The organism is Allobosea robiniae (genome assembly GCF_900102525.1).
Lineage (GTDB): Bacteria > Pseudomonadota > Alphaproteobacteria > Rhizobiales > Beijerinckiaceae > Allobosea > Allobosea robiniae.
Map to the genome: position 1 here is coordinate 1,122,939 of NZ_FNBZ01000001.1, position 12,999 is coordinate 1,135,937.

At 67.9% G+C, this 12,999-nt stretch carries 12 protein-coding genes; 7 read left to right on the plus strand and 5 right to left on the minus strand.

Going from position 1 to position 12,999, the window contains the following annotated elements; genetic code table 11:
• Positions 1–11 precede the first annotated feature (11 nt).
• A complete protein-coding gene (locus BLQ70_RS25560) occupies positions 12–173 on the minus strand; it encodes a hypothetical protein (protein ID WP_170843316.1) in 162 nt (53 codons plus the stop codon).
• A gap of 421 nt (positions 174–594) precedes the next feature.
• Between BLQ70_RS25560 and BLQ70_RS05155 the strand changes: the two genes are divergently transcribed.
• From BLQ70_RS05155 to BLQ70_RS05170, 4 genes are all read left to right on the plus strand, one after another.
• A complete protein-coding gene (locus BLQ70_RS05155; RefSeq protein WP_091856044.1) occupies positions 595–1,536 on the plus strand; it encodes an enoyl-CoA hydratase-related protein in 942 nt (313 codons plus the stop codon).
• 157 nt (positions 1,537–1,693) lie between these two features.
• Positions 1,694–4,024 carry a putative bifunctional diguanylate cyclase/phosphodiesterase gene (locus BLQ70_RS05160; protein WP_091856045.1) on the plus strand — a complete coding sequence of 777 codons (2,331 nt, stop codon included), beginning with the start codon at positions 1,694–1,696 and terminating at the stop codon, positions 4,022–4,024.
• A gap of 105 nt (positions 4,025–4,129) precedes the next feature.
• Positions 4,130–5,575, plus strand: coding sequence for a dihydrolipoyl dehydrogenase family protein (locus BLQ70_RS05165; protein WP_091856046.1), 1,446 nt, complete (start codon positions 4,130–4,132; stop codon positions 5,573–5,575).
• A gap of 11 nt (positions 5,576–5,586) precedes the next feature.
• Complete coding sequence (locus BLQ70_RS05170; protein ID WP_091856047.1) at positions 5,587–7,035, plus strand: sensor histidine kinase; 1,449 nt, start codon at positions 5,587–5,589, stop codon at positions 7,033–7,035.
• Positions 7,036–7,049: 14 nt separating this feature from the next.
• Here the strand turns inward: BLQ70_RS05170 and BLQ70_RS05175 are convergent, their stop codons facing one another.
• Complete coding sequence (locus BLQ70_RS05175; RefSeq protein ID WP_061965276.1) at positions 7,050–7,679, minus strand: S24 family peptidase; 630 nt, start codon at positions 7,677–7,679, stop codon at positions 7,050–7,052.
• A gap of 167 nt (positions 7,680–7,846) precedes the next feature.
• Here BLQ70_RS05175 and BLQ70_RS05180 point away from each other — a divergent pair, with 167 nt between their 5' ends.
• Both BLQ70_RS05180 and BLQ70_RS05185 read left to right on the plus strand, forming a co-directional pair.
• Positions 7,847–8,191, plus strand: a complete 345-nt coding sequence (locus tag BLQ70_RS05180; RefSeq protein WP_091856048.1) for a DUF952 domain-containing protein — start codon at positions 7,847–7,849, stop codon at positions 8,189–8,191.
• Entirely contained in the window at positions 8,188–9,276 is a 1,089-nt protein-coding gene (locus BLQ70_RS05185) for a quinone-dependent dihydroorotate dehydrogenase (protein WP_091856049.1), read from the plus strand. The genes BLQ70_RS05180 and BLQ70_RS05185 overlap by 4 nt, the downstream gene beginning before the upstream one ends.
• 3 nt (positions 9,277–9,279) lie before the next feature.
• Here BLQ70_RS05185 and BLQ70_RS05190 read toward each other — a convergent pair whose 3' ends face one another.
• From BLQ70_RS05190 to BLQ70_RS05200, 3 genes are all read right to left on the minus strand, one after another.
• Positions 9,280–9,534 carry a DUF6460 domain-containing protein gene (locus BLQ70_RS05190; RefSeq protein WP_244492708.1) on the minus strand — a complete coding sequence of 85 codons (255 nt, stop codon included), beginning with the start codon at positions 9,532–9,534 and terminating at the stop codon, positions 9,280–9,282.
• Between the two features lie 103 nt (positions 9,535–9,637).
• Positions 9,638–10,318: a response regulator transcription factor gene (locus BLQ70_RS05195; RefSeq protein ID WP_061965284.1), complete on the minus strand. Its 681-nt coding sequence runs from the start codon at positions 10,316–10,318 to the stop codon at positions 9,638–9,640.
• Positions 10,319–10,465: 147 nt separating this feature from the next.
• On the minus strand, positions 10,466–12,103 hold the full coding sequence (locus BLQ70_RS05200; RefSeq protein WP_091856050.1) for a cisplatin damage response ATP-dependent DNA ligase: 1,638 nt from the start codon (positions 12,101–12,103) through the stop codon (positions 10,466–10,468).
• A 113-nt stretch (positions 12,104–12,216) separates the two neighbouring features.
• On the opposite strand from BLQ70_RS05200, the gene BLQ70_RS05205 reads away from it, so the two are divergent.
• Positions 12,217–12,993 carry an SGNH/GDSL hydrolase family protein gene (locus BLQ70_RS05205; protein ID WP_170843317.1) on the plus strand — a complete coding sequence of 259 codons (777 nt, stop codon included), beginning with the start codon at positions 12,217–12,219 and terminating at the stop codon, positions 12,991–12,993.
• Positions 12,994–12,999: the final 6 nt, after the last annotated feature.

Genomic DNA, 12,999 nt, shown 5'->3' on the forward strand with positions numbered 1-12,999 from the left:
AATAAGGGAGTTCAGGTCCGGGAGGAATCGGCCTGAGAGGGCGGGGCCGGCTCACGCGCTTGCGCTTCGTCCGAACGGCGAGCGCGAGCCTGGGCCTTGCGGCGCTTCAGGTTCTCGCGGAGCGCGGCAGCAAGGCGCGCCTGCTTCTCGTCCTCGGCTGTCTGGCGGGTCACGGCATCAGCTCGGCAAAAGATGTTTGAACGCGGGAACGCGGCGAATTCGCGGCGGTATCGTTAGACCCACAGCCGCCGGTGGACAAGGCCGTCGATCGCCGCCCGCCCTGCCCCATGACGGGCCAGCATCGTGCCGGAGCGAGCCAGCTCCGATCCGGTTTTCCCGCCCGGAAACGATCCTTCTCCCGCAGGCCGCGGCACGACTCATTTGTTTCCAGCTTCGGGCCTCTCCACGCAATCATCGTTCGCATCACGGCGGCGCGGCTCTTGCCAGGTTGGCGTCCGAGCGTCTCAGAACGCATCGCGTGACGCAGCGTCATCGAAAAAAGCTTAATGCTATTAACCATTTCCGCCGGATTTCGTTTACACTTCGTTAAGCTCGTTTACGCTGCGGGCATCAAGGAGTTTGTGGGGTAGCTTCATGTTGCAGTCCTTGAAGGTCAGAGCAGGAAGCCTTGCGCCGACCCTGCTCGAGAGTTGCGAAGTCATCGATGCGATCCGCTACAAGGCAGGCTTCCTGCCGGAGGTGGAGATCGCCTACGAGCCGGACATCAAGACGCTCTGGGTCACGATCCGGCCGGAGCTGAAGCCGGTCTTCACGCTGCAACTGCTCGACAGCCTGGTGAAGATTCAGAGCGCGATCGTCGCGCTATGGGGCGCCCCCGACCAGTATCACCGCGCGCCGGTGCGCTTCCTCGCCTTCCGCGGCACGGGGCCGTTCTTCACGCTCGGCGGCGATCTCGATTTCTACCTGGACTGCCTGGCCAAGAACGACCGCGCCGCGCTGGCGGAATACGCCCGGCTCTCGGCGGAAGGTGCGATCTGGAACTCAGGCGGCCTCAACGGCCTCGTGGTGACGCTCTCGACGATCCACGCCAAGGCGATCGGCGGCGGCATCGACGCGCCGCGCTCGTGCAACGTCATGATCGCCGAGGAACAGGCCTCGTTCGTCTACCCGGAGATCAAGTTCAACCATTTCCCGATCACGGCGGTGGCGATCCTGTCGCGACGCATGGGCCAGCGCGCCGCCGAGCAGATGTTGCTCTCCGGCGAGGAGATGAGCGCGCAGGAGTTCATGGCGGCCGGCGGCCTTGAGGCGGTGGTCCCGACCGGCACGGGCGAGGACTGGATCCGCAAATACTGCGCCGACTCGCTGCCGATCCACGCCGCCAAGACCGCGCTGTTCTCGGCCTTCAACCGTCGCCATGGCGACCTGCGCGAAGAACTCGGCCATCTCGGCGAGATCTGGACGAATTGCATGCTGCGCCTCAGCCCGAGCGCGATCTCGAAGCTGCAACGCATCGCGCAGACACAGGACCGGATGCTGGCCCGCGTCTATCAGCGCCACCTCGCCCCGGTCTGACCGAAGGCGCGTATCGGTCCCGCCAGATTTTCGGGGGAACGGCCCCCGGAAAACCACACGAAGCATTTACCTCTGCTCTCGTACAACCCTTCGGCACAATGCGCGACGTGCGAGCTTCGCGCGTCGTGATGCGCGGGGGCGGCAAAGGCAGGAGTAGATGGCAGGCGCGCTCAAGCGACTGATGACAGCTGGCGAGCGCGAGCAGGGCGAGACCATCGACCTGACCGGCTATACGCTGCTGGTCAGCTCGCTGTTCTCGTCGCCGGCGTCGATCGTCCCCGGCGGCATCGCCGGCATCCTGACGCCGTTCCTGTGCTGGGTGTCCACCGACATGGACATCTTCATGGTCCTCACCGTGCTGGTGACGCTGATCGTCATCCTACGCATCATGACGGTGATCGCCTATCGCCGGCGCAACCATGCGCAGGACAGCTATGTCGAGACCCGCCGCTGGGACCGCGACTATTTCCTGGGCGCCACGGCGTTCAGCGCCGTCCTCGGCTACAGCTGCTATGTCGCGCTGGTCCAGACCGACGATGCCGCCGCGCATATCACCTCGGTCGCCTCGACCATCGCGCTCGCCTCCGGCTATGTCGCGCGAAACGCCGGCCGGCCGAAATTCGTCGCGGTGCAGCTCCTGACCTTCTGCATCCCGATGGCGATCGGGCTGATCGGCGCCCATAATCCCTATTACCGCTATATCGGCTATTTCGCCTTCCTCTACGTGGCGGCCAATATCGCGATCACCAACTCGCTGCATCGCAACCTGCTCGCGCTCAGCGACGCCAACAAGCAGTCGAAGGCGCTCGCCTCCGCCCTGCACTCGCAGAACCTGACGCTCGACGCCGCGCTCAACACGATGATCGACGGGCTCGCGATGTTCGACCGCAGCCTCAAGCTCGCGGTCAGCAATGCCCCCCACAGCACGCTCTACGGCCTGCCGGAGACGCTCGCCCTGCCCGGCACACCCTTGACGGCGATCGCGCGCTTCCTGGTCGAACGGCAGGTGATCAGCCAGGACCAGCTGCGGGACATCCGCGCGGCACTGACGGAGCTGCAGGCGACCCAGCAGGCGACCAGCCGCGAGCTGGTGACGCGGGGCGGCCTCGTACTGGTCGTGACGCTGGCGCCTGCTGCCGAGGGCGGCATCCTGATGCTCACCGAGGATGCCACCCAGCGCAAGGCGACCGAGGCGCGCATCGAGCAGATGGCGCGCTTCGACGAGCTCACCGGGCTGGCGAACCGGTTCGAGTACAGCACGCAGATCGCGGAAGCCTTCGCCAAGCTCGAGCGCACCGGCGATGCCTTCGCGCTGCTCTATCTCGACCTGGACGGCTTCAAGCAGGTCAATGACAGCCTCGGCCACGATACCGGCGACCATGTGCTGATGGAGACCGCGAGCCGTCTGCGCAGCGCGATCCGCAGCAACGACCAGCTCGCCCGCTTCGGCGGCGACGAGTTCCTGCTGATCCTCCCCTCCGCAGACCATGTCGTCGTCACCGCCATCGCCCAGCGCATGATCGACGTGATGGCGCGGGCCTTCGACGTCGACGGCAAGACCGTCTACGTGACGGCGAGCATCGGCATCGCGATGGCGCCACACGACGGCGCCAATCCGGCCGACCTGCTGCGCCATGCCGATACCGCGCTCTACAAGGCGAAATCGGCTGGCCGGAACACCGTGATGTTCTTCAACCCGGCCATGGCCGAGGAGATGATGGAGCGGCACGAGATCGAGATCGATCTGCGCAAGGCCTGCACCGACGGCACGCTCGAACTCTATTACCAGCCGATCATCGACCTGAAGACCCAGAAGGTCGTATCGCGCGAGGCGCTGATGCGCTGGCGCCACCCGACCCGCGGCATGGTGCCGCCCGGCGTGTTCATCCCGATCGCCGAGCAATCCGGCCTGATCGCCGGCATGGGCGACTGGGCGATCCGCCAGGCCTGCCGCGATGCCGCAAGCTGGGAGCCGGGCATCGGCGTCTCCGTCAACGTCTCGCCCTTGCAGTTCCGCGAGCCACGCCGGATCGTCGAGACGGTCAAGGACGCCCTCCTCGCCTCGCAGCTCGAATCGCGTCGCCTGATGCTGGAGGTGACGGAATCGCTGCTGATCGAGGACGAGAAGCTGGCGCTCTCGGTGCTCGACGAGTTGCGGGCCCTGGGCGTCACCTTCGCGCTGGATGATTTCGGAACCGGCTATTCCTCGCTCGCCTATCTCTCGACCTACCCGTTCGCGCAGGTGAAGATCGACCAGAGCTTCACGCGCGAGGTCCACACCAACGAGGCCTCCAAGGCTGTCATCGAGGCGGTCTGCCAACTGGCGCGCCGCCTGCAGATGAACGTCGTCGTCGAGGGCATCGAGACCGAGCAGCAGCGTATTGCCGTCCAGCTCCTCGGCGCCCATCGCGCCCAGGGTTTCCTGTTCGGCCGCCCCGAGCCGCTCGCCGGTATCAAGGCCAGGAACGGCAGCCGCAGCGTGGCCTGAACGGGCAAGCAGCGTTCTTTTTCCGAAGCGCCTGCGCAGCGGCCTTGATTCCGCCGGCCCGGCAACGCATCAGCGATTGGACAAGCGAGCAAAACGGGACACCCGGTGAGCGACGGCACGGCCAAGGCGGCGAAACCAGCCGCGTTGACACCCGATATCTGCGTCATCGGCGCGGGCGCGAACGGCATTGCGCTCGCGATCGCCGCCGCGACTTTCGGCGCCCCGGTCGTCCTGGTCGAGCGCAACGCCATCGGCGGAGACCGGGGACCGCTCGCAACTCAAGCCCTTATCGCGATCTCCGCCCGGGCACAGGCGCTGCGCGATGCGGCGCGCCTCGGCCTCGCGGCGGCCGAGCCGCAGCCGAACCCGGCCCAGATCCACGACCATATCCAGCGTGCCCTGTCCGCCGACCGCGCCAATCATTCAGCCGAGCGCCTGGCTGCGCTGGGCATCACCGTCATCCGGGGCGAGGCCCATTTCACCAGCCGCAGCACGGTCACCGTCGATGGCCGCCCGATCAAGGCGCGCCGCTTCGTGATCGCCACCGGCGCGCATGTTGTGTCGCCGGCGATGCCGAGGCTCGATTCCGTCCCTGTTCTCTATGAGTCCGATCTCGCCGGCCTGACCCGATTGCCCGAACGGCCGATCGTGATCGGCGACGCGGGCGTCGCCCTGGCCCAGGCCCTGCGCCGCCTCGGCTGCCTCGCAAACCTCGTCGCTCCGGACGGGCTGCTCGCAGATCGCGATGAAGAAGCTGCAATGATCCTGCGGCGCCGGCTGCTGCGCGAGGGGCTGGATCTCCATGAAGGCTGTGAGCCGCTGCGGGTGGAACGCAGCCGCTCGGGGCTTCGCCTCGTCCTCGCGACGCCCTCGGGCGAAACCACGATCGAAGGCTCGCATCTTCTCGTCTGCGGCCAGCGCCGCCCCGCGATCGGCAGCCTCGACCTCGATCTCGCCGGGATTCGTCACGATGCATCCGGTATCAGCGTCGACCGGAGCCTGCGGACGAGCAATCGCCGCGTCCATGCCATGGGGGCCTGTGCAGGTGGCGCAGCGGCCGCCTCGCCCGACCGGGCCGGCGACGACCATGTCGGACTCGTGCTGCGCAGCATCCTGTTTCGCCAGCCGGTGAAGATCGATCCGGCGAGCGAGCCGCGCGTCGTCTGGAGCCGGCCCCAGATCGCCGCGATCGGTCTGACGGAGGCTGAAGCCCTTGCCAGGGCCGGAGCGATCCGGGTACTGCGCTGGCCGTTCTCCGAGAATGCGGCCGCACAGGCTGCCGGTGAGACGGACGGTTTCGTCAAGGCGGTCGTCGACCGCAAGGGCCGCATCCTCGGCGCCACCATCGTCGGGGACGATGCGGGGGAATTGATCGCCCCTTGGTGCATCGCAATGCGGGCCGGGCTCGGCGTCAGCGAGCTCGCCGGCATGCCTCTGCCCGCCTTCGCCCGCGCGGACGCCTCTCGGCGCGCCGCGCTGTCGTTCCATGCGACACTGACCACGCGGCCGGCCTTGCGCCGCCTGATCGGCTTTCTCAGGCGTTTCGGCTAAGATCGCTGACGATGCATGCGCCCAAGCCAACCCTGTCGGTCAGCCAGCCGCGCGGCCTCACGCGCCTCGGCCTTTCGGCCAAGCTGCTGCTCGTCACCGTGCTCTTCGTCATGCTGGCGGAGGTGCTGATCTATCTGCCCTCCATCGCGAATTTCCGCCGCAACTGGCTGCATGACCGGATCGCCGCCGCCCAGGTCGCGGCGCTGGTGCTGGAAGGCGCCCCGGAGGACGGCCTGCCCGAGGGCAGCGAGAACCGCCTGCTGATGGGCGTCGGAGCCCGCGCGATCGCGGCCCGCGTCGGCGGCGCACGCCGGCTGCTCAGCCTCGACTCGATGCCCCCGCCGGAGGTCTCGCGCTCGATCGACCTGCGCAGCCTCGACTGGATGAATGCGATCAAGGAGGCGCTCGCCGTCCTCGTCGCACCCGCGACCATGCCGATCCGCGTGGTCGGCGAAGCCGTCGGCGGCGCCGATTTCGTCGAGATCGTCATCGACGAGGCGCCGCTGCGCCGGGCGATGCTGAAATTCTCGTGGAGCCTGCTGCTGATCTCGCTGCTGATCACCGGCCTGACGGCGCTGGCCGTCTATATCGCGCTCAATGCGCTGATCATCGGACCGATCCGGCATCTGGCGGCCAATGTCATGGAGTTCGAGGCCGATCCCGAGAACCCGCGGCGGATCATCGAGCCCTCCCTGCGCGCCGACGAGATCGGCGAGGCGGAACGCGCGCTCGCCCGCATGGAAGCGACGCTCGCCGACGAGTTGCGCACCAAGAAGCACCTCGCCGAGCTCGGCCTTGCCGTCTCGAAGATCAATCACGACCTGCGCAACATGCTGGCGGCGGCGCAGTTGATGTCCGACCAGCTGATCGAGACCCGCGACGCCAAGATCCGCCGCTTCGCACCGCGCCTGATCGCGACGCTGGGGCGCGCCATCGACTTCTGCCAGGCCACCCTCGCCTATGGCCGCGCGGCCGAGGCCACGCCTGCGATCCGCGATGTCCCGTTGCGGCAGCTCGTCGCCGAGCAGGCGGAAATGCTCGGCCTCGGCGACGGCAAGCAGCCACGCTTCGAGAACCGGGTTCCGCCCGAACTGTCGGCGCCCTGCGATCCCGACCAGATGGCGCGCGTGTTGACGAACCTGATGCGCAACTCGGTCCAGGCGCTGACGCGGGCCGGGGCGGAGCCCGGCGACCTGCCGGTGCTGACGGTGACGGGCGGGCCGGAGAACGGCTCGGTGGCTTTGCGCATCATCGACAACGGCCCCGGCGTGCCGGAGCGGGCGCGAGCCAACCTGTTCCAGGCCTTCCGGGGCTCGGTGACACCCGGCGGGACCGGCCTCGGCCTTGCGGTCGCGGCCGAGCTGGTCCGGCTCCATGGCGGCACGATCGCGCTCGAGCCATCCGATGCCGGCGCGGTCTTCGCGGTGATGCTGCCGGCCCGCCGCGCAAACGGGCACTGACGGATCATCTGCGCCTACTGGCTCGCCCAGATCACCCGCGCCATGAAGGCGATCTCGGCGAGGTTCAGCACGCGGTCGGCATGCTCCGGGTTGAGCGAGGCGAGCTCGATCGTCTTGGCGGTCTGGCGCCTGAGCTGCTTGGCCAGCACCTCGCCCTCCACCGTCTTGACCACGACCCGATCGCCGCGCCGGACCGTCGCGGTCGGCGAGACGATGATGGTGTCGCCGTCGCGGTAGAGCGGCAGCATCGAATCACCGGAGATTTCCAGCGCATAGGCCTTCTCGTCGGCGACGCCGGGAAAGGCGACCTCCTCCCAGCCCGTGCCGACCGGAAAACCGCCATCGTCGAAGAAGCCGCCCGAGCCCGCCTGGGCGAAACCGATCAGCGGGATCGTCCGGGCAGGCGCGGGATCGCGGCGTAGCACCACGCTCATGAACTCGTCGAAGGAGGCGCCGGTCGCGGCCAGGATCTTGGAGATCGATTCGGTCGAGGGCCAGCGCTCGCGCCCGTCGGGGGCGACGCGCTTGGAGCGGTTGAAGGTGGTGGCGTCGAGCCCGGCCTTGCGCGCCAGCCCCGAGGCGGTGAAGCCGTAACGCTGGGCCAGCGTGTCGATCGCCCCCCAGATCTGGTCATGTGACAGCATCGCTGAGGGCCTCGCTGCGCTCTTGCCGTTCGGCGGGGATTGAAGATAGGAAATATCCCCTATCAGATAAGATTTCAATCCGAATCTCGCCGCAATCCGACAGCGACTTGCGGAATCCTCCTGCCAGCGTTTAAGCCGGTGCCCGACATGCGCGCGCGAGACCTCCGGTGCCCCTGATCTACAAGATATGCCCTGCCGCGCTCTGGTCCGAGGCGGAAGCCAAGGGCCGCTTCGACGGCGCTCCGGTCGACCTCGCCGACGGCTACATCCATTTCTCCACGGGTGCCCAGGTCGCCGAGACCGCAGCGAAGCATTTTGCCGGGCAGGACGGCCTCCTGCTCATCGCCGTCGACGACGGGCGCCTCGGCCCGGCCCTGCGCTACGAGCCCTCGCGCGGCGGGGCGCTCTTTCCGCATCTCTACGCCCCGCTCGATCCGAAGGCGGTTCACTGGGTCGCTCCCATGCCGCTGACACGCGACGGCAGCCACGCCATTCCGGAGACGCTCGCATGATCGGCGGCCTGTTCAACCTCGCCCGGCCGCTGATCCACCGCATGGATGCGGAGACGGCCCATCGCCTGACCGTCGCGGCACTGGCCGCGGCGCCTGCCCTGAGGCCAGGTGCCGACGACCCCGTGCTCGCGACCGAGGCCTTCGGGCTCTCCTTCCCCAATCCGGTCGGCCTCGCCGCCGGCTTCGACAAGCATGCGGAAGCGGTCGATGGTGCACTGGGCCTCGGCTTCGGCTTCGTCGAGATCGGCGGCGTGACGCCGCTGCCGCAGCCCGGCAATCCGCGCCCGCGCGTCTTCCGGCTGCTCGAGGACGAGGCCGTGATCAACCGCTACGGCCTCAACAGCGAGGGCATGGAGGTCGTCGCGAAGCGGCTCGAAGCCCGGCGGGGACGCGGCGGGCTCGTCGGCGTCAATCTCGGGGCCAACAAGGATTCTGCCGACCGAGCCGCCGACTATGCCACGCTGGCGCGCCGGCTAGCACCACATGCCGATTTCCTGACCATCAACGTCTCCTCGCCGAACACGCCGGGCCTGCGCGACCTGCAGGCGGAAAGCGCACTCGACGACCTCGTGGCGCGCACGCTCGCCGCGCGGGACGAGGCGACAACCGGCGGCAGGCGCACGCCGGTCCTCGTCAAGGTCGCGCCGGACCTGACCCTGCCAGAGCTCGACGGCATGATCGCGGTCGCACGCAAGCGCAGCATCGATGGTCTGATCGTCTCGAACACCACGGTCACGCGCCCGCTGACCCTGCGCAGCACCAGCAAGGCCGAGACGGGCGGGCTCTCCGGCAAGCCGCTCTTCACCGCCTCGACCCGCATCCTGGCCGAAGCCTTCCTGCGCGTCGAAGGGCAGTTCCCGCTGATCGGCGTCGGCGGCGTCGATTCGGCCGAGACCGCCTTCGCCAAGATCCGGGCTGGGGCTACGCTGGTGCAGTTCTATTCGGCGATGGTGTTCAAGGGACCGGGCCTCGCCAAAGAGATCAAGGCAGGGCTCGCCGCCCAGGCGCGCCGCGCCGGGTTGACGCGGCTGACCGCTTTGATCGGGCGCGACGCCGCGGCGATCGCCCGGGGCGAAGGGCTGTAAGCCTTACTTCCGCGCCGCGAAGAGCCGCATCAGCAGCCAGAGCGGCACGACGATCAGGGCGCCGGCGATCAGCCACTGCGCGACCTCGCGCACCGCGCCGAAGCCGAGCCCGGTGATCGAGCGGAGGAAGCGTGCGGCCGCTTCGTAGAGATTCTGCGGGGACAGGCCGAGGAAGGCCATCGCCGCGCCGACCAGCAGCGAAATGAAGATCAGGCGGACGAGGACACTGAGGGGCGAGCCGCCGAGAAACCGTTCCATGGAAGCCATCGTCATCCCGTTGCGCCCCAAGCCGTTCCGGGGCGCTTCCGCGCTGTCTTAACCTGAAACCCGCCGCGCTTGAATGGCGCCTGAACGGATGGCTTCAAGCTGTCGCGCTGGCGCCCGCCGTCGCCCAGGCGGTGCCGGCGATCTTCGAGGCTGCGATCACGGCCTGCGTGCGGCTGTCGACATCGAGCTTGGTCAGGATCGCCGAGACATGGGCCTTCACCGTCGCCTCGGAGACGCCGAGCTCATAGGCGATCTGCTTGTTGAGGAGCCCTTCCGACAGCATCATCAGCACGCGCACCTGCTGCGGCGTCAGTGTCGACATGCGGCGGACCATGTCGGCGATCTCGGCATCGACCGGGGCGGAGAGATCGACGCCCGGCGGGGTCCAGACCCCGCCGTCGAGCACGGCGCGGATCGCCTCGCCCATTTGCGCGACGTCCGCGGTCTTGGGCAGGAAGCCGAGCGCGCCAAACTCGATGCAGCGGCGAATCACCGCCGGGTCGTCATTGGCGGAGACGACGATGACCGGGATCTCCGGATGGTCCGCCCGCAGGAAGAGCAGGCCGGAAAAGCCCTGAACACCCGGCATGGTCAGATCGAGCAGGACGAGATCGGCATCACCGCCGCTGGCCAGTGCCTCGGTCAGGGCCTCGAGCGAGCCGACTTCACTGACCTCGGCACCGCCGATGGCGCTCGACACGGCCTGGCGGAGCGCGCCGCGAAACAGCGGATGATCGTCCGCGATGACGATCCGCGTCGAAGGCTGCTTGCTCATCGCCCCACTCCTTAAAGCCTGCACCGTCCCCCGCCCGAAACCGCGTTATCCGCTTCGGGCCGATGCATTCGTCCGACCCGGGCATTTTGCCCCAGGCCGGCCGCGCATCACAAGCACCGCAAGCGCAAGGCTGCAACCCATTCCGGCTCAACCATTGGTCGGCAACAGCGCTTCGAGCACCTCGATATGGTCGGCTTCACCAGGTGGCTTGTCCCAGCGGATGCGGTTGATCCGGGGAAAACGCATGGCGAGGCCGGATTTATGCCGGGTCGAACGCTGCAAACCTTCGAAGGCGACCTCGAAGACGAGGCCCGACTGCGCGTCATGCGTGACCTCGCGCACCGGGCCGAAACGGTTCAGCGTGTTCTTGCGGACATATTTGTCGATCTCGATCAGCTCCTCGTCGGTGAAGCCGAAATAGGCCTTGCCGACCGGCACGAGTTCCTCCCCGCCATCCTCGCCGACGCGCCAGACACCGAAGGTGTAGTCCGAATAGAACGAGGAGCGCTTGCCGTGGCCGCGCTGGGCATACATCAGCACACAGTCGACGAGCCGGGCATCGCGCTTCCATTTCCACCAATAGCCCTTGGGGCGGCCAGGCAGATAGGGCGAATCGCGGCGCTTGATCATGCAGCCTTCGACCGCTTCCGCATCGGCGCCTGCCCCCGCACCAGCCGGATCGGCACGGGCGGCCGTCAGTTTCTCCCAGGAGGCGAAGGGGATGACCGGCGAGAGATCGAAGCGGATGCTGGCGAGGCGCGACAGGAAGGCCTCCAAACGCTGGCGCCGGTCCTCCAGCGGCAGATGCCGGATATCTTCCTCGCCATCGACGAGCAGGTCATAGACGCGGATATGGGCGGGGAATTCGCCCAGCATCTTGGCGGTGACGGTCTTGCGGTTGAGCCTTTGCTGGAGCGTGTTGAAGCTCTGCACGGCGCTCTCGCGCATCACCAGCAATTCGCCGTCGAGTGCGCCGTCCACCGTCAATTCCTCGACGAGGTCGGGGAAGGCAGCGGCGATGTCCTCGCCGGTGCGGGAATAGAGGCGGGTCACGCGCATGCCGTCGGCCTTGCGGCCGCTGACGGCCTGGACCCGGATGCCGTCCCATTTCCACTCGGCGGAAAATTCGGCCGGGTCGAGCTTGTCGAAATCGCCGTCCTCGATCGGGTGCGAGAGCATGACCGGGCGGAAAGGCGCGGGATCGCGCGCCTCGGGCCGCGCGCCCCTGCCCTCCAGCCAGGCGAAGAGCTCGGCATAGGGTGGCTCCAGCCCGTGCCAGACCTGTTCGACCTCGTCCGGCGGCACGCCACCTAGGCTGGCGGCGGCCGTCTTGGCGAGCCGGGCCGAGACGCCGATGCGCAAGGCCCCGGTAATGAGCTTGAGCAGGGCCCAGCGGCCGGTCTCGTCGAGCGCATCGAGCCAGCCGGCAACGAGGCGCGGCAGGTCGGTCTTGCCGGCCTCGCGCAGGCTTTCGACCACCTCCGGCAGATGCGGCACTGCGTTGGCGCCATGTCGGGCCGGCCACATCAGCGCGACCGTCTCCGAGAGATCGCCGACATAGTCATAGGACAGCGCGAAGAGCACGGGGTCGGTGCGCTCGGCGATCAGCGCGCGGATCAATCCGGCCTTGGCATTGCGGAAGACCAGTCCGCCCGTCATCGCCGCCAGCGCATAGCCGCGATCGGGATCGGGCGTGGTGCGCAAGTAATCGGCGATCAGCGCGATCTTGGCGTTGCGGCGCGGCTCATAGGCCAGGCGATCGAGCAGCCAGGCGAAGCGGTTCATGCTGTCGCTCCCGCGCCACACCGAGTTCCTTCATGCGTGTTACAGCGCATCGTTCAGATACCGTTCATGAAGGAAACCTTAACGGCAGCGGAGTAGCTGGGAGAGCCACGCCGATGCGCGCAGCGATGCGGTTTCTTGCCTTTGCCTTGCCTGCCATCGCTGCAACGCTTTCGGTCGGAGCCCCCGCGCAGGCGGCGAGCTTCTCCTGCCGCGAGACGCCGATCGTGCGCTCGAACGCCGCGCTCGCGCCGCTCTCCGCCAAGGTCTCGCAGGGCCAGCCGCTCGCCATCCTCGCCATCGGCTCGTCCTCGACCGAAGGGATCGGCGCCAGCGCCAAGGACAGGACCTATCCCGCCCGCCTCCAGGCGCTGCTCGGCAAGGCGTGGCCCAAGTCCCAGGTCGAGATCGTCAATGCCGGCATCGGCGGCGAGACCGCTCCGCAGACACTTGCCCGCCTGAAGACCGCGCTTGCCGCGCGTTCCTATGATCTCGTGATCTGGCAGGTCGGCACCAATGATGCAGTCAAGGGCGGCGATCTCGACGCCTTCAAGGCGATGGTGGGCGAAGGCATCTCGCTCGTCCGCGAAGCCGGCCCGGCGCTCGCCATCCTCGACCCGCAGTATTTCCCCTCGGTGCGCGATCCACAGCGCTACGGCCGATATGTCGAGGCCGTCGGCGACGTCGCCCGGCGCGAGGCCGTTCCGGTCTTCGGCCGCTATGACGCGATGCGCGAATGGCACCGCAGCGATGCCGAAGCCTTCAAGGCCGCGCTCTGGACCGACGGTTTCCACATGAGCGATGCGGGCTATGACTGCCTCGCCCGCGACATGGCCAACGCCATGGTCGGCATGGCCGCGCCATCGCGCCCGGTCGTCGCCGCCTCGCGCTGATCGGAA

What these genes read in the sequence shown, in the direction of transcription:
- BLQ70_RS05185 (WP_091856049.1), top strand. Translation starts at nt 8,188, where the DNA reads ATGATCGGCGGCCTGTTCAACCTCGCCCGGCCGCTGATCCACCGCATG.
- BLQ70_RS05155 (WP_091856044.1), top strand. Translation starts at nt 595, where the DNA reads ATGTTGCAGTCCTTGAAGGTCAGAGCAGGAAGCCTTGCGCCGACCCTG.
- BLQ70_RS05175 (WP_061965276.1), bottom strand. Translation starts at nt 7,679, where the DNA reads ATGCTGTCACATGACCAGATCTGGGGGGCGATCGACACGCTGGCCCAG.
- BLQ70_RS05190 (WP_244492708.1), bottom strand. Translation starts at nt 9,534, where the DNA reads ATGGAACGGTTTCTCGGCGGCTCGCCCCTCAGTGTCCTCGTCCGCCTG.
- BLQ70_RS05200 (WP_091856050.1), bottom strand. Translation starts at nt 12,103, where the DNA reads ATGAACCGCTTCGCCTGGCTGCTCGATCGCCTGGCCTATGAGCCGCGC.
- BLQ70_RS05195 (WP_061965284.1), bottom strand. Translation starts at nt 10,318, where the DNA reads ATGAGCAAGCAGCCTTCGACGCGGATCGTCATCGCGGACGATCATCCG.
- BLQ70_RS05160 (WP_091856045.1), top strand. Translation starts at nt 1,694, where the DNA reads ATGGCAGGCGCGCTCAAGCGACTGATGACAGCTGGCGAGCGCGAGCAG.
- BLQ70_RS05170 (WP_091856047.1), top strand. Translation starts at nt 5,587, where the DNA reads ATGCATGCGCCCAAGCCAACCCTGTCGGTCAGCCAGCCGCGCGGCCTC.
- BLQ70_RS05205 (WP_170843317.1), top strand. Translation starts at nt 12,217, where the DNA reads ATGCGCGCAGCGATGCGGTTTCTTGCCTTTGCCTTGCCTGCCATCGCT.